This is a genomic window from Actinomadura sp. ATCC 39365 (assembly GCF_054392275.1).
Map to the genome: position 1 here is coordinate 1,123,540 of NZ_CP184335.1, position 21,456 is coordinate 1,144,995.

Annotated in this window: 22 protein-coding genes; 13 read left to right on the forward strand and 9 right to left on the reverse strand. The window is 70.0% G+C overall.

Translation table 11 applies throughout. From position 1 onward, the window contains the following. Window positions 1–29: 29 nt before the first annotated feature. The 3 genes from ACNF49_RS05975 to ACNF49_RS05985 all read left to right on the forward strand — a co-directional run bounded on the left by ACNF49_RS05975 (window position 30) and on the right by ACNF49_RS05985 (window position 5,479). Complete coding sequence (locus ACNF49_RS05975; protein ID WP_125641669.1) at window positions 30–362, forward strand: histone-like nucleoid-structuring protein Lsr2; 333 nt, start codon at window positions 30–32, stop codon at window positions 360–362. 1,070 nt (window positions 363–1,432) lie between these two features. Beyond that, a complete protein-coding gene (locus ACNF49_RS05980) occupies window positions 1,433–3,934 on the forward strand; it encodes an ATP-dependent Clp protease ATP-binding subunit (RefSeq protein WP_357975313.1) in 2,502 nt (833 codons plus the stop codon). 606 nt (window positions 3,935–4,540) lie between these two features. Further along, complete coding sequence (locus ACNF49_RS05985; RefSeq protein WP_482943037.1) at window positions 4,541–5,479, forward strand: sugar phosphate isomerase/epimerase family protein; 939 nt, start codon at window positions 4,541–4,543, stop codon at window positions 5,477–5,479. 42 nt (window positions 5,480–5,521) lie between these two features. On the opposite strand, the gene ACNF49_RS05990 is transcribed toward ACNF49_RS05985, so the two are convergent. Next, window positions 5,522–5,992: a MarR family winged helix-turn-helix transcriptional regulator gene (locus ACNF49_RS05990; protein ID WP_482943038.1), complete on the reverse strand. Its 471-nt coding sequence runs from the start codon at window positions 5,990–5,992 to the stop codon at window positions 5,522–5,524. A 59-nt stretch (window positions 5,993–6,051) separates the two neighbouring features. Here ACNF49_RS05990 and ACNF49_RS05995 point away from each other — a divergent pair, with 59 nt between their 5' ends. Next, entirely contained in the window at window positions 6,052–6,429 is a 378-nt protein-coding gene (locus ACNF49_RS05995; protein ID WP_482943039.1) for a cupin domain-containing protein, read from the forward strand. Window positions 6,430–6,490: 61 nt separating this feature from the next. Continuing rightward, window positions 6,491–6,907, forward strand: coding sequence for a cupin domain-containing protein (locus tag ACNF49_RS06000; protein ID WP_357975304.1), 417 nt, complete (start codon window positions 6,491–6,493; stop codon window positions 6,905–6,907). A gap of 16 nt (window positions 6,908–6,923) precedes the next feature. Here the strand turns inward: ACNF49_RS06000 and ACNF49_RS06005 are convergent, their stop codons facing one another. Further along, entirely contained in the window at window positions 6,924–7,799 is an 876-nt protein-coding gene (locus tag ACNF49_RS06005) for an iron-sulfur binding domain-containing protein (RefSeq protein WP_357975301.1), read from the reverse strand. Between the two features lie 78 nt (window positions 7,800–7,877). Between ACNF49_RS06005 and ACNF49_RS06010 the strand changes: the two genes are divergently transcribed. Next, window positions 7,878–8,549, forward strand: coding sequence for a hypothetical protein (locus ACNF49_RS06010; RefSeq protein WP_482943040.1), 672 nt, complete (start codon window positions 7,878–7,880; stop codon window positions 8,547–8,549). 11 nt (window positions 8,550–8,560) lie between these two features. Here ACNF49_RS06010 and disA read toward each other — a convergent pair whose 3' ends face one another. The 5 genes from disA to ACNF49_RS06035 form a co-directional block, all read right to left on the reverse strand. Further along, window positions 8,561–9,661, reverse strand: a complete 1,101-nt coding sequence (gene disA / locus ACNF49_RS06015) for a DNA integrity scanning diadenylate cyclase DisA (protein ID WP_498702218.1) — start codon at window positions 9,659–9,661, stop codon at window positions 8,561–8,563. A gap of 16 nt (window positions 9,662–9,677) precedes the next feature. Next, the gene (radA, locus tag ACNF49_RS06020) at window positions 9,678–11,084 is read right to left on the reverse strand and encodes a DNA repair protein RadA (protein ID WP_357975292.1); all 1,407 of its coding nucleotides are present in this window, start codon (window positions 11,082–11,084) and stop codon (window positions 9,678–9,680) included. A gap of 37 nt (window positions 11,085–11,121) precedes the next feature. Then, window positions 11,122–11,430 (reverse strand): thioredoxin, encoded by a 309-nt coding sequence (trxA, locus tag ACNF49_RS06025; protein WP_357975289.1) that lies wholly within the window; start codon window positions 11,428–11,430, stop codon window positions 11,122–11,124. Continuing rightward, the gene (locus tag ACNF49_RS06030; protein WP_357975287.1) at window positions 11,427–11,801 is read right to left on the reverse strand and encodes a MerR family transcriptional regulator; all 375 of its coding nucleotides are present in this window, start codon (window positions 11,799–11,801) and stop codon (window positions 11,427–11,429) included. The genes trxA and ACNF49_RS06030 overlap by 4 nt, the downstream gene beginning before the upstream one ends. Before the next feature lie 255 nt (window positions 11,802–12,056). Then, the gene (locus ACNF49_RS06035) at window positions 12,057–12,755 is read right to left on the reverse strand and encodes a class I SAM-dependent methyltransferase (protein WP_357975284.1); all 699 of its coding nucleotides are present in this window, start codon (window positions 12,753–12,755) and stop codon (window positions 12,057–12,059) included. Between the two features lie 114 nt (window positions 12,756–12,869). On the opposite strand from ACNF49_RS06035, the gene ACNF49_RS06040 reads away from it, so the two are divergent. From ACNF49_RS06040 to ACNF49_RS06070, 7 genes are all read left to right on the forward strand, one after another. Beyond that, window positions 12,870–13,679, forward strand: coding sequence for a sugar phosphate isomerase/epimerase family protein (locus ACNF49_RS06040; protein WP_357975281.1), 810 nt, complete (start codon window positions 12,870–12,872; stop codon window positions 13,677–13,679). Then, entirely contained in the window at window positions 13,676–14,446 is a 771-nt protein-coding gene (locus ACNF49_RS06045) for a class I SAM-dependent methyltransferase (RefSeq protein ID WP_357975277.1), read from the forward strand. The genes ACNF49_RS06040 and ACNF49_RS06045 overlap by 4 nt, the downstream gene beginning before the upstream one ends. Before the next feature lie 16 nt (window positions 14,447–14,462). Continuing rightward, entirely contained in the window at window positions 14,463–15,047 is a 585-nt protein-coding gene (locus ACNF49_RS06050; RefSeq protein WP_357975274.1) for a TetR/AcrR family transcriptional regulator, read from the forward strand. Between the two features lie 126 nt (window positions 15,048–15,173). After that, the gene (locus ACNF49_RS06055) at window positions 15,174–17,273 is read left to right on the forward strand and encodes a (Fe-S)-binding protein (RefSeq protein ID WP_357975270.1); all 2,100 of its coding nucleotides are present in this window, start codon (window positions 15,174–15,176) and stop codon (window positions 17,271–17,273) included. A gap of 147 nt (window positions 17,274–17,420) precedes the next feature. Continuing rightward, window positions 17,421–18,215, forward strand: coding sequence for a hypothetical protein (locus ACNF49_RS06060; RefSeq protein WP_357975267.1), 795 nt, complete (start codon window positions 17,421–17,423; stop codon window positions 18,213–18,215). Further along, complete coding sequence (locus ACNF49_RS06065; RefSeq protein WP_357975264.1) at window positions 18,212–19,279, forward strand: glycosyltransferase; 1,068 nt, start codon at window positions 18,212–18,214, stop codon at window positions 19,277–19,279. The genes ACNF49_RS06060 and ACNF49_RS06065 overlap by 4 nt, the downstream gene beginning before the upstream one ends. Window positions 19,280–19,308: 29 nt before the next feature. Continuing rightward, on the forward strand, window positions 19,309–19,590 hold the full coding sequence (locus ACNF49_RS06070) for a metal-sensitive transcriptional regulator (protein WP_352327377.1): 282 nt from the start codon (window positions 19,309–19,311) through the stop codon (window positions 19,588–19,590). Window positions 19,591–19,709: 119 nt separating this feature from the next. Here the strand turns inward: ACNF49_RS06070 and ACNF49_RS06075 are convergent, their stop codons facing one another. After that, window positions 19,710–19,871, reverse strand: coding sequence for a hypothetical protein (locus ACNF49_RS06075; RefSeq protein ID WP_020540796.1), 162 nt, complete (start codon window positions 19,869–19,871; stop codon window positions 19,710–19,712). A 214-nt stretch (window positions 19,872–20,085) separates the two neighbouring features. Next, window positions 20,086–21,414: a hypothetical protein gene (locus ACNF49_RS06080; RefSeq protein WP_482943042.1), complete on the reverse strand. Its 1,329-nt coding sequence runs from the start codon at window positions 21,412–21,414 to the stop codon at window positions 20,086–20,088. Window positions 21,415–21,456 lie beyond the last annotated feature (42 nt).

Below are 21,456 nucleotides of genomic sequence, written 5' to 3' on the forward strand. Positions count from 1 at the left end.
AAACAATGCTCCGGGAAAGGATTGCGTAGATGGCCAAGCAGATCCAGGAGATTCTCATCGATGACCTCGATGGGGGCGAGGCCAATGAGACGGTCAGCTTCGCTATTGACGGCTCCTCCTATGAGATTGACCTCAGCGACGTTAACGCCAAGAAGCTGAGGGACGCACTCACGCCTTTCGTGCAGCACGCCCGCAGGGCAGGAGCCGTGTCCGCCCGTCGCCGTGGTCGCGGCGGCAACCGTGCGATGAGCCGCGAGAAGAGCTCGGAGATCCGGCAGTGGGCCAAGGCCCACGGCCTGCCGGTCAGCGAGCGCGGCAGGATCGCCTCCACCGTCGTGGAGAAGTACGAAGCGGCTCACTGAGCCTCGTCGAGAGAGCCATCTCCTGACCATGCGCTTATGCCGTTCGCCTAGGACCCCGGCGAGCGCCATAAGCGCATGATCGTTTTTGTGGGGAGTTCGTGAATCCCCCGACCACTTGTTGATCTTCTAATTCGCCCAAATGTGGGCGTATTGCTCACCTGTGCCGCCGTACAAGGCGCCGCGCGGGAGTGGAACGTGCCGGGCTTTGCGGGCGGCGTCCGTGTCAATTTCCGGGCCGCCGGGCTCGCTCGCCTTCGTCGTCACCTCCGGCCGGAACGGGCCAATGCCGTCACCCGCCGCAACTTTCCCCGTCCCGATCCTGCGGCGTACGCGCAAAGCGGTGACGCTCCGCCACACTATCGGGCAGCCGGCCCTTCCCGAAGCGCCGTCGCAAGCCCTCTTCCTGGCACCGGTCACTTCACCCTTCTTACGGTCTTGCGCGGGGTTCTCCGGGCTTGTTGGGGCTTGTTCGGGCCACTCGGCGGGCAGGGCCGCGGATGACCGGCAAAACGCGGGCGTGCGGCTGGTGGGGCGCGATGGAAAACCGGCGGCCTCTCCCGTGTGCCGCGCATTGTCCCGTCGCGGGACCCCCGTGCGCACCGGCGATCGGTAACCCGGCTGACCCGATGGGGAATAGGTGCGACGCGCGTTGCGTGCCGAGTTGTGCTCAGGGCGTAGCGTCCGCGCTTGGACGCGGTTTGGAGCAGCACATACGATGATTACGTAACAGATACGGGCGCGGGCATCGGAGATGCGTGGCCGGCAGGCACCCCAAGGCCGGCTTCGCCCCGGCGTCCGACGGCCGATCCGTGTTGGTCCGCCCTGGGCCGCGGGCGTCGAATTCCAGGCGCTTCCGTGAAGCGCCTAAACATCGTTCGCTTGCGGCGTATCGGGAACACGTCACCCCCGAACAGTAGTTGGATAGAGGGTGAACGCCCTGCTCTCGGGGAACGTCTCTGCTATAGAGCGTGTCAGCGGCAGTGGGCACGGTTCGCCGAGCCAGGGCTAGCATGCGGGATGACGGGACCGGATTTACCGGCCTGACTGACCGCTCTGTGAGGAGCGACGAGATGTTCGAGAGGTTCACCGACCGAGCGAGGCGTGTTGTCGTCTTGGCCCAAGAAGAGGCCAGGATGCTCAACCACAACTACATCGGCACTGAGCACATTCTTCTTGGTTTGATCCATGAAGGTGAGGGCGTAGCCGCCAAGGCTCTGGAGAGCCTCGGCATCAGCCTTGAGGGTGTGCGCCAGCAGGTCGAGGAGATCATCGGCCAGGGCCAGTCGGCTCCGTCGGGGCACATTCCGTTCACCCCGCGGGCCAAGAAGGTCCTCGAGCTGTCGCTCCGTGAGGCTTTGCAGCTGGGTCACAACTACATCGGCACCGAGCACATCCTGCTCGGGCTCATCCGTGAGGGTGAGGGTGTGGCCGCCCAGGTGCTGGTCAAGCTTGGAGCTGATCTCAACCGTGTCCGGCAGCAGGTCATCCAGTTGCTCCACGGTTACCAGGGCAAGGAGCCGGCCGCCGCGGGCGGTCCCCAGGAGTCGGCGCCGTCCACGTCCCTGGTGCTCGACCAGTTCGGCCGCAACCTGACCCAGGCGGCCCGTGAGGGCAAGCTCGACCCGGTCATCGGCCGTGAGAAGGAGATCGAGCGGGTCATGCAGGTCCTCTCCCGGAGGACCAAGAACAACCCGGTGCTGATCGGCGAGCCCGGCGTCGGCAAGACCGCCGTCGTCGAGGGCCTGTCGCAGAAGATCGTCAGGGGCGAGGTGCCCGAGACGCTGAAGGACAAGCAGCTCTACACGCTTGACCTCGGCGCCCTGGTCGCCGGCTCCCGCTACCGCGGTGACTTCGAAGAGCGCCTGAAGAAGGTGCTCAAGGAGATCCGCACGCGCGGCGACATCATCCTGTTCATCGACGAGCTGCACACGCTCGTCGGCGCGGGCGCCGCCGAGGGCGCGATCGACGCCGCCAGCATCCTCAAGCCGATGCTGGCCCGTGGCGAGCTGCAGACGATCGGCGCCACCACCCTCGACGAGTACCGCAAGTACCTCGAGAAGGACGCCGCGCTGGAGCGCCGCTTCCAGCCGATCCAGGTGGCCGAGCCCTCTCTCAGCCACACGATCGAGATCCTCAAGGGTCTGCGCGACCGCTACGAGGCCCACCACCGCGTCTCCATCACCGACGACGCCCTGGTGGCCGCCGCGCAGCTGGCCGACCGCTACATCAGCGACCGCTACCTGCCCGACAAGGCGATCGACCTCATCGACGAGGCCGGTTCCCGGATGCGCATCCGCCGGATGACCGCTCCGCCGGACCTGCGCGAGTACGACGAGAAGATCGCCAACGTCCGCCGCGACAAGGAGTCCGCGATCGACGCGCAGGACTTCGAGAAGGCCGCTGCGCTCCGCGACCAGGAGAAGCAGCTCCAGCTCAAGCGCGAGCGGCGGGAGAAGGAGTGGAAGGCCGGCGACATGGACGTCGTGGCCGAGGTCACCCAGGAGCTCATCGCCGAGGTCCTGGCGACCGCCACCGGCATCCCGGTCTTCAAGCTGACCGAGGAGGAGTCCCAGCGCCTGCTCCGCATGGAGGACGAGCTCCACAAGCGGATCATCGGCCAGGACGACGCCATCAAGGGTCTGTCGCGGTCCATCCGGCGTACCCGCGCCGGTCTGAAGGACCCACGCCGTCCCGGTGGCTCGTTCATCTTCGCGGGCCCGTCCGGTGTCGGTAAGACCGAGCTGTCCAAGGCTCTGGCGGAGTTCCTCTTCGGCGACGAAGACGCTCTGATCAGCCTGGACATGTCGGAGTTCATGGAGAAGCACACCGTCTCCAGGCTGTTCGGCTCGCCTCCCGGCTACGTCGGCTACGAGGAGGGCGGCCAGCTCACCGAGAAGGTGCGGCGCAAGCCGTTCTCCGTGGTCCTGTTCGACGAGATCGAGAAGGCCCACCCCGACATCTTCAACTCGCTGCTGCAGATCCTGGAAGACGGTCGCCTGACCGACGCCCAGGGCCGCGTGGTCGACTTCAAGAACACGGTCATCATCATGACCACCAACCTCGGCACCCGTGACATCTCCAAGGGCATCGGGGTCGGGTTCGCGAAGTCCAACGACACCGAGTCCAACTACGAGCGGATGAAGGCGAAGGTTCAGGAGGAGCTCAAGCAGCACTTCCGGCCCGAGTTCCTCAACCGTGTCGACGACATCGTGGTCTTCCACCAGCTGACGCCGAACGAGATCATCAAGATCGTCGATCTGATGCTCGCCCAGGTCGACGCCAGGCTGAAGGACCGCGACATGGGTCTCGAGGTCTCGCCGGAGGCCAAGCAGCTGCTCGCCGACCGCGGTTACGACCCGGTCATGGGCGCCCGGCCGCTGCGCCGTACGATCCAGCGCGAGCTGGAGGACTCCCTGTCCGAGAAGATCCTCTACGGCGAGCTCCGTCCTGGGCAGGTCGTGAAGGTGACGATCGAGGGCGAAGGCGACAACGCCAAGTTCATCTTCAAGGGCGAGTCCGCCACGGCGGTCCCGGACTCGGCGGCGGCGATCGCCGCGCCGATCCAGCACTGACCGACCAACCACCGAAAACCCCCGCCCCGGCGGGGGTTTTCGCATTCCATGCCCAATCCCCTCCGCCCGGCTGAGGACACCCTCCGTACTTCAGATGCTCGGCTCGGCCCTCCCCGCCACCGCCCTTCTCCCGGTGCTCTGTGGCCCCGTTGTCGGTTTCGAGCGCTGGCTTTATGGCGGGGCCGGATGGAAGTCGGACGCCGTACGTGGCTGAGGGCCTTCAGGAGGAAGGGATCTGAGCCCGCACGTGGCCGGCCGCTGTTACGTCGTGCGTGTCCCGATTCAGTGGTTCATCCTGACCGCCGTTGAAGGGCGGGGGTTCGCGTCGGTCCTGGATCCGAGGGGCCCGAAGGTGGGTTGTTGCGTAATTGTTGGATGGGTGGGTACGCCGCCACCGGTAGTAGTACTACACTGCGTAGAGCATCGCCAAGTCTCATCCAAGTGATCCGCAAGAGCGTGTTCCTAGAGTCGGAGCTGCTCCCTGGGGAGTAGTAAGCAATCAACTCAGGGCGGACGCGTGCGCCACCCGGAAGCAGGCATGCTCACACAGGGTTCGCGCGTCTGAGGCGGGCGACGGGAACACTCAAGCAAGCCGTGGAGGAACCGATGCGCCTGCGTCACAACGACGGAACGCTCGTTCACCTCGCCTACAACGCAGGTATCCACCCTGCCGAGGACCTGGAGAACCTGATCGCGCACCTGACCCGCTACGCGGTGCCGGTGCGCAAGAGGCTGGGTGTGGAGCGGATGGGCATCGGGCTGTGGTTGTCGCCCGGCGTCGCCGACCATCTCACGGCCGACCGCATCGAGCTCGTACGGCTGCGCCGCTCCCTGGACGAGCGCGGCCTGGAGGTCGTCAGCCTCAACGGCACCGGCGGGCGCAACCAGGAGGTGCCCGGCCCCGACTGGGCCAAGCCCGAGCGCTACCGCTACACCATGGCGCTGGCCAAGATCCTGGCCTTCCTGCTGCCCGACGACGTACGGTTCGGCAGCATCTCGACGATCCCGATCGGCTGGCGCCGCGACTGGCCCGCCGACCTGCACGCCATCGCCACGCGCCGCCTGGAGCGGCTGGCCCGCGAGCTGCGCGGCATCTACAGCGTGACCGGGAAGACCATCAGGGTCGGCTTCGAGCCGTGGCCGGGGTGCGTCCTGGAGACGACTGAGCAGGCGCTGGAGCGGGTGGGCGGCATCGACTCCGAGCACCTGGGCGTGTGCCTGGACGCCTGTCACCTCGCCTGCGGGGCCGAGGAGCCCGGCGCGGCGCTGAAGGGCCTGGCGGAGGCCGGCGCGCCCGTCGTCAAGCTTGGCCACGTGCACAACCACACGGGCGAGACGCCGAGCACCGGCGCGGTGCTGCACGACACGCTGACCGCGATGTTGTCGGGCGCGGTCAGCGGGAGCGCGCACATCGAGGTCGAGACGCACAACCTGTTCGTGCCGGGGCGCGCGAAGGGGCCGGGCGCGTTGGTGTCGCTGCTGGCCGAGGAGCTGGCCTGGGCCCGTACGAACCTGACCAGCCTCGGCCTGCAACTGGCGGCCTGACCAGCCTCGGCCTGCAACTGGCCGCCTGACCAGCTGATCCCCTCAGAGGCCGGCGAACCAGCCTGGCGTGTCCAGCCGCCACATGTTCGCCGGCGTCATCCTGCGCAGGTCCGACTCCAGGGCCCGCAGGCGGTCCTCGCCCAGCTCCGCGGCCCATCGGGCGCGCAGGTCGTCGAAGATGCGGGCTGACCGGTCGAGTGCGTCGACGCCCAGGGGCGTGAGGCGCACGATCTTGCGCCGGGTGTCGAAGTCGTCCCTGGTGCGCTCGACGTAGCCGGCGCGTTCCAGGGTCTCGATCGTCTTGCCCGCGGCCTGCTTCGAGACGCCCAGGGTGCGGCCCAGGTCGACGGCGGTCGTGCCGTGTGTGCCGATCGCCTGCATGACGAACCCGTGGTTCGGGCGGAGTTCCGGGTGGCCCTGGCGGGCCAGCTCGGCGTGCAGCTCGTCGATGAGCGTGCGGAAGGCCAGCAGAAGTCGCAGAGGCAGTTCGAAGCCTGGGGTGTCGCTTGACAAGATAGACAACCTGGTTAACTATATAGACAACGTAGTTACCTATCTTAAGGGGTTCGAACGTGTCTGTCATTCGTGACGCGGATTCCCGGCGTTCCGAGACGCCGAGCGGGGTCATGACCACCTTCGCCTCGCCGACGCAGGGCGGTGCCTCGTGCGCGTTCTGGCGGGTCGACGCGAAGCCGGGCGTGGCGGGGCCCCAGCACGGCATCGACACCGAGCAGGTGTGGAGCTGGCTCGCCGGCGGTGCCACCGTCGAGCTGGGCGACGAACGGTTCGCGGTGGGCGCGGGCGACACCGTCGTCATGCCCGCTCATGTCCTGCGCAGGGTGGTGGCCGACGAGCAGGCCGGCTTCACGGCCGTCGTCACCGCCGCCGGCGGCGCCAGGGCCCTCATGCCCGATGGCACCGACGCCGGCACGCCGCCGTGGATCGCGTGATCGTCATGAGGAGCGGGCGCGGCGCGGGGCCGTGCCCAGCCGAGAAGAAGGAGCTTGTGTGATGTCTGTCGTCATGTCCGCCGACGCGCGTGCGGTCCGTACCCCCAACGCCCTGATGACCACGCTCGCCTCGCCCACCCAGGGCCGGGCCGGGCAGGTCATGTGGCGGGTGGACGCCAACCCCGGCATGGAGGGCCCGGTGCACGCCGCCGACCGCGAGCTGGTGTGGACCTGGCTGGCCGGCGGCGCGGTCGTCGAGCTGGGCGGCGAGCGGTTCGAGGTCGGGGCGGGCGACACCATGGTCCTGCCGGCCGACGTGAGCCGGCAGATGTTCGCCGACCCCGAGCACGGGTTCGTCTCGATCGTGGTCGCGCCCCCGGGGGTCGAGGTCTACAACCCCGGCGGCGAGTCCGCGCCCGACGCCTGCGACCTGGCGCCGAAGGGCACGGACCGCACCGTGCCCCCGTGGATGGCCTAGCGGCGGCCCGGCCGGCTCAGGAGTGGGGCAGCCGGTACGTGCCGTCGTCGAGCACCTCGGCCAGGCCGTCGGCGACCAGGCCGTCGAGGGCGCGTTCGCGCTGGATCGGGTCGTCCCACACCACGTCGAGGGCCGCCTTCGGCACCGGGCCGTGGGCCGCGCGGAGCACCGCGAGCAGGCGGCCGCGGCACTGGCGATCGGTGCCGGCGTACGTCTGGCCCTTGCGGGCGGGACCGGTGTGGGGTGGTTTGCCCGCCAGGCGCCACGCGCACAGGTCGGCGATCGGGCAGTCGGCGCAGCGCGGCGCGCGGGCCGTGCAGACCAGCGCGCCCAGCTCCATCACGGCCACACCCCATCGGGCCGCGCCCAGCTCGGGCAGCAGCGCCTCGGCCAGCCGCCGCTCGGCCGCCGAGGTGGCCGTGGGAGGGTACTCCTCGGCCCGTACGGCCCGCGCGAACACCCGCCGCACGTTGGTGTCCAGGACGGCGTGCCGGCCGCCGTACGCGAAGCTGGCGACCGCGGCGGCGGTGTACTCCCCGATGCCCGGCAGGGCCAGCAGCGTCGCGTGGTCGGCGGGCACCTCGCCGCCGTGCTCGTCGGCGATGGCGCGGGCGCAGGCGTGCAGGCGCAGCGCCCGGCGCGGATAACCGAGCCGGCCCCAATGCCGTACGGCCTCGCCCGGCGGCTCGGCGGCCAGCGACTTGGGAGTGGGCCAGCGGGCCATCCACTCCAGCCACACCGGCAGGACCCGGACGACCGGGGTCTGCTGCAGCATGATCTCGCTGACCAGCACTCCCCACGGGGTCGCGTCGTCGGCGCGCCAGGGGAGGTCTCGGGCGTTGTCCTCGTACCACTCCAGAACGGGGGCGTGCAGGAGGTTCGGCTCAACCACGCGGTCAAGCGTATTCGTAGCCGGGCTCGTTCGGCGTGTCGTCACTGTTGGTAGCCGATCAATTACCATGCTGTGCCTATGGATCCGGATTCGATGGGTGGCGACGGCGGTGACGTCTACTGGCGGCGTCGCATGAGCGTGCTGGTGGCCGTGCTCGTCGTGGTGGCCGTGGTGGCGTGGGCGTGCTCCAGCGGGGGCTCCGGGCCGGAACGCTCGTCCAGCGCGCAGAGCTCACCGAGCGCGACGCCCGCCACAGATCCGCTGCTCGCGGGGCTGCGCACGCTCGCCATGGGGACGGCCAGCCCCTCGCCCACCCCCGCGCCCAAAGAGAGCCCGGCCGCCAAGCCGAGGCGGCCAGGGGAGCCGTGCCCGCAGGACAGCCTGGTGCTGAGCCTCCAGGGCGGCAAGGAGCCGATCTACACCGGCGCGTCGCGGCCGAGCTTCATCGTCACGCTGGTCAACACCGGGCCGGTGATGTGCACGGCCGACGTCGGGCCGCGGGCCATGGAGATCCGCATCACCTCGGGCGCCGACCGCATCTGGTCCACCGCCGACTGCGTCAGCGGGGTGGGCACCGAGGTCAGGGAGCTGCAGCGCGGGATCCCGTACGTGCGCAACCTGGAATGGGACCGGCGCAGGTCGAGCACCGACTGCCGGTCGACCCCGGCCTCCGCCCTGCCCGGCACGTACGTGGCCACCGCCCGCATGGGCGCGCTCCGCAGCGGCAAGGGCGTCTTCCACCTGCGGTGAGCGGCGCGGCCTCAGACGTAACGTTCGAGGATCGACGACTCCGCCAGGCGGGACAGGCCCTCGCGGACGCTGCGGGCGCGCGACTCGCCGACGCCGCCCACCTCCTGGAGGTCGTCGATGCTGGCCGCCAGCAGCTTCTGCAGGCCGCCGAAGTGGTTGACCAGGCGGTCGACCACCGTGGCGGGCAGCCGGGGCACCTTGGCCAGCAGGCGGAAGCCGCGCGGGCTCACCGGGCTGTCGAGCCGCTCGGCGCCGCCGTGGCCCAGCACGTGCGCCACGGCCGACAGGTCGAGCAGCTCGGCGCCGGACAGGTGGTCGAGGTCGTGCAGGGCCTCGACCAGGCGCTTCTGGCGGCGGCCCGCGGGGGCCGGCAGGTAGTCGCGCACGACCAGCTCGCGCTCGGAGTCGACGCCCGCCACCAGCTCGTCGAGCTGCAGCGACAGCAGCCGCCCGTCGGTGCCGAGCTCGACCACGTAGCCCTTGATCTCGTCGGAGATGCGCCGGACCATCTCCAGGCGCTGGGCAACCGCCGACACGTCGCGCACGGTGACGAGGTCTTCGATCTCCAGCGCCGACAGGGTGCCGGAGACCTCGTCGAGCCGGTGCTTGTAGCGCTCAAGGGTGGCCAGGGCCTGGTTGGCCTTGGACAGGATGGCCGCGGACTCCTCCAGCACGTAGCGGATGCCGTCGAGGTAGAGGGCGATGATCCGCATGGACTTGCTGATCGCGATGATGGGCAGGCCCGTCTGCCTGGCCACGCGCTGGGCGGTGCGGTGGCGGGTGCCCGACTCGTCGGTGGGGATCGCGGGGTCGGGGACGAGGTGCACGGCGGCGCGCACGATCTTCTGGTCGTTGCTCACCACGATCGCGCCGTCCATCTTGGCCAGCTCGCGCAGGCGGGTGGCCGAGAACTCGACGTCGAGCTCGAAGCCGCCGCTGCAGACCTCTTCGACGGTCCTGTTGTGGCCGAGCACGATCAGGCCGCCGGTCTGCCCGCGCAGGATGCGCTCCAGGCCGTCGCGCAGCGGAGTGCCCGGCGCCACAGCGGCCAAAGCGTCGCGACGGCGGTCGTCAAGACTCCTGTCCACCTGACCCCCGTGTCGATTGGTCACGCCCAGCTTAGCCGTGCTATGTGACGTGCGTGAGTGCGTCCCAGACGTTCTCGGCCTGGACGACCTCGAAGCCGGGGGCGAACGCCACGGGCCCGACGGGCACCAGAGCCCGCTGCCCGTTGCGCTTCCCGGCGCCCGTCTCCAGGGATCCGGCGGGCACGAGCGCCCGCTTGAAACCCAGCCTGGACGCCTCCGTCAGCCGCCTGCGCACGTCTTTGACCGGGCGCAACTCGCCCGCCAGGCCCACCTCGCCGAGGGCCACCAGACCGGGCGGCAGCGGCTTGTCGCCCGCGGCGCTCGCGACGGCGAGCATGACCGCCAGGTCGACGGCCGGATCGGCCAGCTTGATGCCGCCCACGGTGGCGGTGAACACGTCGCAGCCGCCGAGCCGGGCGTTGAGCCGGCGCTCCAGCACGGCGAGGATCATCTGGACGCGGTAGGTGTCGAGCCCGGAGGAGGTGCGCCGCGGCTGCTGGGCCTCGGTGCGGGCCACGAGCGCCTGCACCTCCGCGGGCAGCGGGCGGGTGCCCTCGACGGTGACGGTGACGCAGGTGCCGGCGACCGGCTCGCTGCGCCGCGAGACGAACAGCCCGCTCGGGTCGGTGATGCCCTCGATGCCGCGCTCGTGCAGGTCGAAGCAGCCGACCTCGTCGGTGGGGCCGAACCTGTTCTTGATCGCGCGGACCATGCGCAGCCTGGAGTGGCGGTCGCCCTCGAAGTTGAGCACGACGTCGACCAGGTGCTCGAGGGTGCGGGGGCCGGCGATCGAGCCGTCTTTGGTGACGTGGCCCACGAGGACCGTGGCGAGGTTGCGCTCCTTGGCCATGCGCACCAGGTTGGCGGCCACCTCGCGCACCTGGGTCACGCCGCCCGGCACGCCGGTGGCCTGGGCCGAGCCGACCGTCTGGACCGAGTCGACCACCAGCAGCCCGGGCTCGACCTTGTCGACGTGGGTGATCAGCGCCGACAGCTCGGTCTCGGCGGCGAGGTAGAGGTTGTCCTGGATGGCGCCGATGCGGTCGGCCCGCAGGCGCACCTGGGCCGCCGACTCCTCGCCCGTCACGTAGAGGACGGTGGTGCGCTCGGCGATGCGGGCCGCGGCCTCCAGCAGCAGCGTGGACTTGCCGATGCCGGGCTCGCCAGCCAGCAGCACCACCGCGCCGGGCACCAGGCCGCCGCCGAGCACCCGGTCGAGCTCGCTCACCCCGGTGGTGCGGGCCGCGGCCACCTCGGCCTTGACCTGGCCGATGGGCAGCGCGGGCCCGGTGGTCGCGCCGCCCTGGACGACGTTGACCCCGGCGCGCGCGCCCTCCTCGTCGACAGTGCCCCACGCCTGGCACTCGCCGCACCTGCCGACCCACTTGCTGGTGCGCCAGCCGCACTCGGCACAGCGGTAACCGGGCTTCTGCGCTGTCTTGGCCATGTCGAGCAGGCTAGCGGCCCGTGCCGACAATCCTCGACTACCGCGTGAGGCCCAGTTCCTGCACCAGCAGGCGCTTGGGCCGGGCGCCGACGATCTGCCTGACGGGCTCGCCGTTCTCGAACAGCAGCAGCGTGGGCAGGCCCATCACGCCGTAGCGGGACATGATCTCGGGGTTCTCGTCGGTGTTGAGCTTGCCGATGGCCAGGCCGTGCTCGGCCTCGATCTCGTCCAGGACGGGGGCCACCATGCGGCACGGCGGGCACCACTCGGCCCAGAAGTCGACCAGCACCGGCTGGTCGCTCTTGAGCACCTGCTCCTCGAAGTTGTCGGTGGTCAGCGTGATCATTTGTCTCCCCTTACGAAGCAGCCAGGACACGACTCGGCGAGCTGGGCGGCGACCTCGGCGCGGCGGGCGAGCAGCACCCGGATCTCCTCGTCGATCTGCATGATCTTGCGCTGGTAGACCTCGACGGACTCCCGGCAGGAACCGCCCGAGCTGTGGCCCGAGCGCAGGCAGTCGACGAAGGGACGGGTGTCCTCCAGCGTGAAGCCGACCGAGAGCAGCGACCGGATCTCGGCCACCAGCTTGATGTCCTCCTCGGCGTACTCGCGGTAGCCGTTGGGGCCGCGTCTGGCCGAGAGCAGGCCGTGCTGCTCGTAGTAGCGGAGTGAACGGGTGCTCACCCCGGTGCGTTCCGCCAGCTCCCCGATGCGCATGCCACCACGGTAAACGTTGACACCGACGTCAATGTCAAGCCGGCGAGGGAGTGCCGTCGCCTGGAGGAGCGGCGGGAGCGGAGCGACCAGAGCGGGGGAAGGCGGCGGCGTATGGCGACCGAGCCCGCCGAACGGAGTGAGGCCATGAATTCAGAAGTGCCGTCGCCTGGAGGAGCGGCGGGAGCGGAGCGGCCAGAGCGGGGAAGGCGGCGGCGTATGGCGACCGAGCCCGCCGAACGGAGTGAGGCCATGAGCTCAGAAGTAGCGCCAGCGCAGCACGTTCGGGTAGAAGATCTCCAGGCCGGGGGTCTCCGCGACGGCCTGCTCGGCCACCTCGGGGGCGAACTCGATGCGCAGCACGGCCTCCAGGTCGGCCCGGCGCTCGAAGGCCATCGTGAGGTCGAGCGGCCGCCGCTGCCAGCCCTGGCGGTCCCAGAACGCCTCCACCTCGCGCGCCGAGTACGTCGGCACCGTGCGGGAGAACCAGCGGCCGAACGAGCCGCGGGTGGCGTCGAGGTCGATGACGAACGCGGCGCCGCCGCGGCGTACGACGCGGGACAGCTCGCGCAGGCCGGGCTCGCAGCCGGGGCCGAAGAAGTAGGCCCAGCGGGCCATGGCCACGTCGACGCTCGCGTCGGGCAGCGGGAGGTCCTGGGCGGTGGCGGCGTGCACCGAGACGTTGGGCAGGTTCGCGCAGCGGCGGCGGGCCAGGCCGGCCAGGTCGCCGTGGGGCTCGACGCCGATCACGGCGGCCGCGTCGGCGGCCAGGACGGGCAGGTGGAAACCGGTGCCGCAGCCGATGTCGAGGACGGTCGCGCCGGCCCATGGGCGCAGCTCGCGCATCGCGGCGTCGGCCGCGCCCTGGGGATCGACGGCGCGGTTCTCCAGCTCGTAGACCTGGGGAGCGTTCCAGATGTTCGGGCTGGGGATCGCGCCTCTGGCTATCCGTGGCATGGCCCCAACCGTAGTGGGGTTCGGGCAGTGTCTTTGGGATGGGATGGGGGGTTGGGTAGGGCTATCTGGTGGGGCTCACGCGCCAGAGGCGCTTCTCCGGCTTAGGCTGGCAACGTGGCTGATGTCATCCGCGTGCCCAATGCGAAGATCGCATTGTCCACCGCCTCGGTATATCCAGAACGCACTCCCGACGCGTTCGAACTGGCCGCGCGCCTGGGCTACGACGGTGTCGAGATCATGGTCGGCGCCGATCCGGTGAGCCAGGACATCGACGTGATCGAGCGGCTGTCGGAGCATTATCAGGTACCCGTCCTGGCGATCCACGCGCCCTGCCTGCTCGTGACGCAGCGGGTGTGGGGCAGAGACCCCTGGGCCAAGCTGGTCAGGGCGCAGAAGGCCGCTGAGCGCCTCGGCGCCTCGACCGTCGTGGTGCACCCGCCGTTCCGCTGGCAGCGCGACTACGCCCGTGACTTCGAGAACGGCCTGGCCCGCATGCGTGACGAGACCGATGTCACGTTCGCGGTCGAGAACATGTTCCCGCTGCGCGCCAGGGGCAACGACGTGGTGCCGTACTCGCCCGACTGGAACCCGATCGACTACGACTTCCCGCAGGTCACCCTCGACCTGTCGCACACCGCGGTGTCCGGCTCAGACGCCATGGAGATGGCCACCAAGCTCGGCGACCGGCTGGCCCACCTCCACCTGGCCGACGGCATGGGCGTGACCAACAAGGACGAGCACCTGGTCCCCGGCAGGGGCAACCAGCCGTGCGCCCAGATGCTGGAACGCCTGGCGAACTCGGGCTACGGCGGCCTGGTGGTGCTGGAGATCAACACCCGCAAGGCGGCCAGCCGCACCGAGCGCGTCGACGACCTGACCGAGGCGCTGGCCTTCGCCCGGCTGCACCTGGCGGCGTCCCGATGAACGTGGGGCCGACCAGAGACCTCGCCCGAGTCTTCGACAGCGTGGCCGACGCCTACGACGCGGGCCGCCCGACCTATCCCGACGAGATGTACCGCGCGCTCACCGAGGTGACCGGGATCGAGCTCGACGGCGCCACCACGATCGACGTGGGCGCGGGCACGGGCATCCTGACGCACGCGCTGCGGGCCCGCGGCTCCCAGGTGATCGCGGTCGATCCGGGTGCGGAGATGCTGGCCCGGCTGGTCACGCGGATCGACGGCGAGCCGCCGGCGGTCGCCGCGGTGATCGCCGACGGCAACGCGCTGCCGCTGGCCGACGGAGTGGCCGACCTGGTGACGTACGCCCAGTCGTGGCACTGGCTCGACCCCGTCGTCTCGATCGCCGAGGCCAGGCGGGTGCTGCGGCCCGGCGGCGCGATCGTGGGCTGCTGGAACCTCCACCACGCGGCGCAGGCCGAGTGGCTGGCCGCCTACGAGGCGCGGCTGGCCGAGGCGGTGCCCACCTACTGGGGGCCGGCGGTGGAGGAGTGGTCGGTGCCGCCGATCGCCGCGGCCTTCGAGGTGGTCCAGGAACGCTGGATCCCGTGGACGAGGCTGGTCGGCATCGAGGACTTCCTGCTCGACCTGCGCTCCCACTCGTACATGGCGGCGCTGTCGCCGGACGCGGCCGACGAGCTGGTCGGGCGGCAGCGCGGGGAGCTCAGGAAGGCCTTCCCCGAGGGCGTGCTGTCGGTGCCGATGCGGGTGTACCTGGCGGTGGGCCGATGACCGGCGGGGCGCGGCCATGAGCAACGTACGACGCCGGCCCGGCCGCAGGCCCGGGTCGGCCGACACGCGCGGCGAGATCCTGACGGCGGCGCGGCGGGTGTTCGCCGAGAAGGGCTTCGACAAGGCCACGGTGCGCGGGATCGCGCGCGAGGCCAAGGTCGACCCGGCCCTGGTCCACCACTACTTCGAGACCAAGGAGGGCATGTTCGCGGCGGCCATGCAGCTGCCGATCAGGCCCGACGAGGTCGTCCCGCTGTTGCTGGACGGCCCGCGCGAGGAGATCGGCGAGCGGCTGGTGCGGATGCTCCTGCGGGTGACCGCCGAGCCGGAGACCCGCGAACCGATGATCGCCCTGATGCGCTCGGCGCTCACGAACGAGCAGGCCGCGACGATGTTCCGCGAGTTCATCACCAACGCGCTGCTCTTCCAGGTGGCCGACCGCCTTGGTGTTCCGCACCTACGGATCGAGGCGGCTTTTGGCCAGATGTACGGCGTGATCATGGGCCGCTACGTGATCAAATTGGAGCCGCTGGCCAGCGCCGATCCGGAGGAACTCGTCGAGTTGATCGCCCCGACCATACAGAGGTACTTCACGGCGTAGAGCATTGTTCTGTATAGGGCACTGACCATAGGGTATGGATGTCATCCCAGGAAGTTACTGGCCGGTAAGCTTCCTGGAAACACGTGTCCGTATGCTGGCAGCCATCGTCGTCTGTGGGAGGACCCCGTGCTCTGGGTAGCGATCATCGGGCTGGTCATGACCGTCCTGGCGGTGGCCGTCGCCGGCCGCAGGGTGTTGTTCCTGTTCAAGCTGGCGACCTCCGGGCCACCCGCGCCCGAACGCGTCGAGTACGCCAAGGAGCACGCCGCCGACGAGCTCAAGGCCCAGCTCGTCGAGGTCTTCGGCCAGAAGAAGCTGCTGAAGTGGACGCCGTCCGGCACGGCCCACTTCTTCGTCATGTGGGCGTTCTTCATCCTGCTGACCGTCTACATCGAGGCGTACGGCGCGATCATCCAGGGCGCGATCACCGGCGAGCCCGACTTCCACATCCCGCTCATCGGCACCTGGGGCGTGCTCGGCTTCCTCCAGGACTTCATCGCGGTCGCGTGTCTGCTCGGCCTGGTCGCCTTCGCGATCATCCGGGTCAAGAACTCGCCCAAGACGCTGGGCCGCAAGTCGCGTTTCTCCGGCTCGCACCTCGGCGGCGCGTGGCTCGTCCTGTTCATGATCTTCAACATCATCTGGACGCTGTTCCTGGCCCGTGGCGCCTCGGCGGCCAACGGCAACTTCCCGTACTCCTCCGGCGCGTTCGTCTCGCTGGCGCTCGGCGACGTGCTGCCGGCCGGCCCGCTGCTGGAGGAGATCGCGCTGCTCCTGCACATCGGCTTCATGCTGGTGTTCCTGGTCATCGTGGTGAACTCCAAGCACCTGCACATCTTCACCGCGCCGCTCAACGTGCTCTTCTCCCGGCGTCCCAACGGCCTCGGCGCCGCGTCGGAGCTGCGCGTCGACGGCAAGCTCGTCGACTTCGAGGACGAGGAGCTCGACGCCGAGCGCCTGGGCCGCGGCAAGATCGGCGACACCACCTGGAAGGGCTTCCTCGACTTCTACTCCTGCACCGAGTGCGGCCGCTGCCAGTCGCAGTGTCCGGCCTGGAACACCGACAAGCCGCTCTCGCCGAAGATGCTCATCCTCGACCAGCGCGACCACGCCTTCAAGGTGGCCCCGTACCTGATGGCCGCGAGCACCGAGCACGCCGACACCGACGTGCTCGCGCTGCTGGAGAAGCCGCTCGTCGGCGAGGACGGCGTCATCCACCCCGACGTGCTGTGGTCGTGCACCAACTGCGGCGCCTGCGTCGAGCAGTGCCCGGTGGACATCGAGCACATCGACCACATCCTCGACATGCGCCGGTACCAGGTCATGGTGGAGTCGTCGTTCCCGTCCGAGGCGGGGGTGATGGTGAAGAACCTGGAGAACAAGGGCAACCCGTGGGGCATGTCCGAGATGAAGCGGGCCGACTGGATCGAGGAGCTCGACTTCGAGGTCGAGCTGGTCGATGAGAAGATGCCCGAGGACGCCGAGTACCTGTTCTGGGTGGGCTGCGCGGGCGCCCTGGAGGACCGCGCCAAGAAGACCACCAAGGCGGTCGCCGAGCTGCTGCACATCGCGGGCGTGAAGTTCGCGGTGCTCGGCCCGATGGAGGCGTGCACCGGTGACCCGGCCCGCCGCCTGGGCATGGAGTACCTGTTCAACATGCTCGCCCAGCAGAACATCGAGACGCTCAACGAGGCCGGCGTCAAGAAGATCGTCGCGACCTGCCCCCACTGCTTCAACACCCTGGCCAACGAATACCCGCAGCTCGGCGGCACCTACGAGGTCGTGCACCACACGCAGCTGCTGTCGAAGCTGGTGGACGAGGGCCTGCTCACCCCGGTCACGCCGATCGAGGAGAAGATCACCTACCACGACCCGTGCTTCCTCGGCCGCCACAACAAGGTCTACTCCCAGCCCCGCGACATCATGTCGAAGGTGCCCGGCGTGCAGACCCAGGAGATGCACCGCCACAAGGACCGCGGGTTCTGCTGCGGCGCGGGCGGCGCGCGCATGTGGATGGAGGAGCGCATCGGCAAGCGCATCAACACCGAGCGGGTCGACGAGGCGCTCACCACGAACCCCGACACCGTCTCGACCGCGTGCCCGTTCTGCATGGTGATGCTCGGTGACGCGATCAACGAGAAGAAGAACAACGGCGAGGCCAAGGAATCGCTGGAAGTCGTGGACGTCGCGCAGCTGTTGATCAAATCGGTCAAGGGCGCTTCCTGACCACGGAAAGTCGGACTCCTCTACAGGCTCTGTAGAGGAGTTCCGCACGTCACGGGCCCCCTGGATGGAAATCTCCCATCCACATAACGGGAAAATCACGGTAACCTCAACGTCGCATGGCCTTATTCGACGGGGAGGGGGCTAGTGATGCGCGTCGTGGTCACGGACGCCGAAGTCACCCTGGCCGACGTGCTCTCCCTGCGACTCGCCATCGATGAGCCCCTGCGTGACGGCACCGAGCTCGTGCTGCGCCATCGCGCCACGGGGGTCGAGCGCGACGTGCGCCTGGGCCGCACGGGAAGCCGGACGCGGGAGGCCACGCTGGCCGTCTCGCTGGCGCCGCTGGAGCTGACCGCCGGCCGCTGGGACGCCTACCTGCGGCACGAGGGCAGCCGCAGCAGGCTGCGCAGCGTCGACCCGGGGTTCTCGCTCGACCATCTCGACGCGTACGCGCTGTGCCGGCGGACGCTGGCCTACCGGTCGTACCGGACGCGGAACGGGTTTCTGGCCCTGAAGATAGCCGACGCCGCGCCGGTGGCCGAGGTGCGGGCGATCTGGTTCAGGGAGGGCCGGTTCGAGGTGACGGGGCTGCTGGCGTACACCGGGCTGGAGGACGACGACGCGCGCCGCGAGGCCACGCTGACCCTCGACCGCAGGCCGACCAGGGAACGGGTGTCGGCCAACGCCACCGTCCAGGGGGTGCGCTTCCACGCGGCGGTGTCGCTGGTGAACGTGGTCGAGGCCGACCCCGACACGGCCGGCACCTGGGCGCCCGCGCTGGAGGTCGAGGGCGTGCCCACGCCGCTGCGGCTGGGCGCCTGGCTCGACGACGTCGACGGCAAACGAAGACGGCTGCACTATCCCTCGGCCGAGATCGACGGCGTGCCCGTCCGGCCCTGTTACACCGCCGACGACGAGCTGCGCATCGAGGTGGGCGGATGAAGGTCAGCCTGGTCCTCGCCTCGGCGTACGGGATGCGCGGCGACGTGCGCGCGACGCTCAACCTCGCCACCGCCCTGTCCGAACGGCACGAGGTCGAGGTCATCAGCGTCAGGCGGCAGAAGGAGAAGCCGTTCTTCCCCATCGGCTCCAAGGTGGCCATGCGCAGCCTGGTCGACGCCCGTCCGGGGGTGCGCCACCTGCTGCCGCGCGGCCAGATGCGCACCGAGATGGCGCTCTGGCGGCTGCTGCGCGGGCTCAGGTCCGACGTGCTGATCACCACCAGGCCGGGCATCGGCGTCCAGGTGGCGCGGCATGCTCCACGTGAAACCCTCAAGATCGCCAGGGAGTGGGGGCGGCCCGCCGTCCCCGGGCCGGTCCAGCGGCTCTACCCCCGCCTCGACGCCGTCGTGACGGCCACCGAGTCGGCCCAGGAGGAGTGGGGCAGGCTGCTCGGCGACGGGTCCGCCGTCCACTCCGTGCCGGACGCGCTGCCGGGCGGCCCGTGGCCGCGTTCGCGGATGGACAACCGGATCGTGGCGGCCGGGGGCCGGTGGGTGTCGGTCAAGGCGTACGACCGGCTGATCAGGGCGTTCGCGATCGTGGCGGACAAGCGCCCGGACTGGCGGCTGCGGCTCTACGGCGGCGGCCCCGAGGAGCGGCGGCTGCGGTCGCTGGTGAACGAGCTCAACCTGCACAACCACGTCTACTTCATGGGCGTCACGCCCGACCTGGCGGGGGAGTTCGCCAAGGCGTCGATCGTGGCCAACCCCTCCCGCAGCGAAGACCTGGGCATGACCGTGCTGGAGGCCATGGGGTGCGGGGTGCCGGTGGTGGCCTTCGAGGGCGCCAGGGGCCCCAGGGAGTTCGTCGCGACCGGCTACAACGGCGTGCTGGTGCCCGAGAGCGAGAGCGAGGCGCAGCACTTCGCGGGCGCGCTGCTCGCGCTCATCGACGACGAACGCCGCCGGCGCTCGCTCGCGGCGGGCGCCCTCGACACCGCCGTACGCCATTCGGCCGAGGAAGTCGCCGAACAGTGGGAGAAGCTGCTGTCAGATCTCCGCTAGCTCATACGGGTTACGGGTACCGTAGAAGCATGCATGGGTACAGCGGAGACAAGCAGGCATATCTGACGCGCCTCCGGCGAATCGAGGGCCAGATCAGGGGCCTGCAGCGCATGGTCGACGACGATGCCTACTGCATCGACGTGCTCACCCAGGTCTCCGCGGCCACGCGGGCCCTTCAGGCCGTGGCGCTCGGGCTCCTGGAGGAGCACATCTCCCACTGCGTCGCCGACGCGATCAACACGGGCGGCCCGGAGGCCGAGGCGAAGGTGAAGGAGGCGTCGGCCGCCATCGCCCGCCTGGTCAAGTCGTAGGGGGTCGCCTCCTCCATACGTAGGAGAGGCACACCCTCGATTGACTAGTTACCTGTAATAGCCGGGAACCACTGTCCCGGACCCCACAGGAGCCCGGGACAGGTAATTTTCGATGGTCTTCAGCGACTCGCCGAAGTCCGCAATCCGAGCGCGTCGTCGAGTTCGTCCAAGGTCAGCCGCCGCTCGCTGACAGCCACGGCCGTGAGCACCTCGGCGTAGAGCGCAATCTCGTCCAACGCGACACGGTCGTGGACCCGAGAGTCCAGGTCGTCGTGCCCCACCGCGTCGTCCTTCCTTCCGCAGCCCACACCCTCTACGAGGTTACGGCGAGGGACCTTCCCGCGACATGGCCCATCGGAGTCATTCCTTTCGGCGTCACGGGGGCCCCACAGGGATCATTTCCCGAAGTCGAGATCACAATTCAGCGAATTGCCCGGTGACTGAAGTGATAGAGGGATATAGGCGGAGTAAGGGTGAAATTACGGTAATAGTGCGTTACGGGTGACCGATGTGGTGGTCGTCGCGTTCGTGGATCAGCTCACGGACCAGCGCGCTCTGGCCGGCGAGGCCGTGCTGCGGCACCTTGGCGCCGGTCAGCCGGCCCCACGCCAGGCACGTGGCGTACGCGGCGCCCAGCACGGCCGCCTTGCTCTCCCGGTCGGGCGGCGTCACCACCGCCGCCTGCGGCGCGGGCTCCCCGCCCGGACGCACGGCGAAGCCCTCCGGCTCGGTGCGCTCGGCCGCCGACGTGCCCGTCAGCCCGGCACGCTCCAACTCCACGTACGCCCGCCGCAACCGGTGGTTCAGCCGCTCGGGCAACATCCTCCTGGAGTCCGACAGGTCGGCCAGGTACGCCGCCGCCGCCCCGGACGCGTCTGCCACGAAGCCCAGCGCCTCGACCAGGTCGTACACCGAGTGGGCGAAGTACGCGTCGGGATCGGTCTCGGGCAGCAGGGCCAGGGCCAGCCGCGGCGGGCAGCGGTCGAGCCAGGCCCGGCGCACGGCGTCGTCGCCCCGCGCGGCCGTGGCGTCGTCGCGGCCGGGCCGGCGCAGCACCGGCTCCACCATCGTGAGCAGCGCCAGCGCCCGCGGCCTGAACCGGATGTCGGACAGCAGCACCTGGGCGGTGTCGGCGATCAGCGCGGCCAGCCGGAGCGCGGCCCGCGGACGGCCGGCGCGGGTGCGCTCGGACACCAGCGTGACCAGGTCGAGCAGCGGCGGCGCGGGCAGCCAGCGCACCCATTCGTCGCCGGGCAGCGAGCGGCGCAGGTACTCGCCGAAGAGGGTGATCAAACGCTCGTTGCCGTCGAAGGCCGGCGCGTACGCGCACCACATGATCGTCCCCCAGACGGCGGCGACCGTGCTCGGCACGTCGGTGGCGAAGATCTCCCCGAAGGCGGTCAGCGGGTAGTCCAGCTCCGACTTGCGCCCGGCGCCGCGGACCATCTCCGCGATCTGCCCGGTCACCACCGGAAGCACGTCGGGGCCGATGAACGCCTGGGTCGAGCCGGGCTCGGCGGCGAAGTCGGGCCCGGTGGGCACCACCTGGTCCGGCAGCGCGGCCGTGGCGTGCCCCACCTTGCGCGCCCGTTCGCCCCTGGGCGGCGGCGCGGGGTGCCAGCGGCCGTCGCCGGGGTCGTGCAGGTGCCAGCGCGCGTACGCGCCGTAGAGCCAGCGGTCGCCGTCCTGGGTCACCAGGATCCTGGCCGCCAGGACGTGCGCGCGGTCGGGCACGGACAGGCCCTGCCAGCGCGGGTCCGCGACCATCGCGCGGACCTCCGCCTCTGCCGAGGTGAACGCATCCCAGGGGCGCACGGCCGTCATCGTACTGGGCCGCCCGACGCGACCCGTCGGCATTTCACGGCA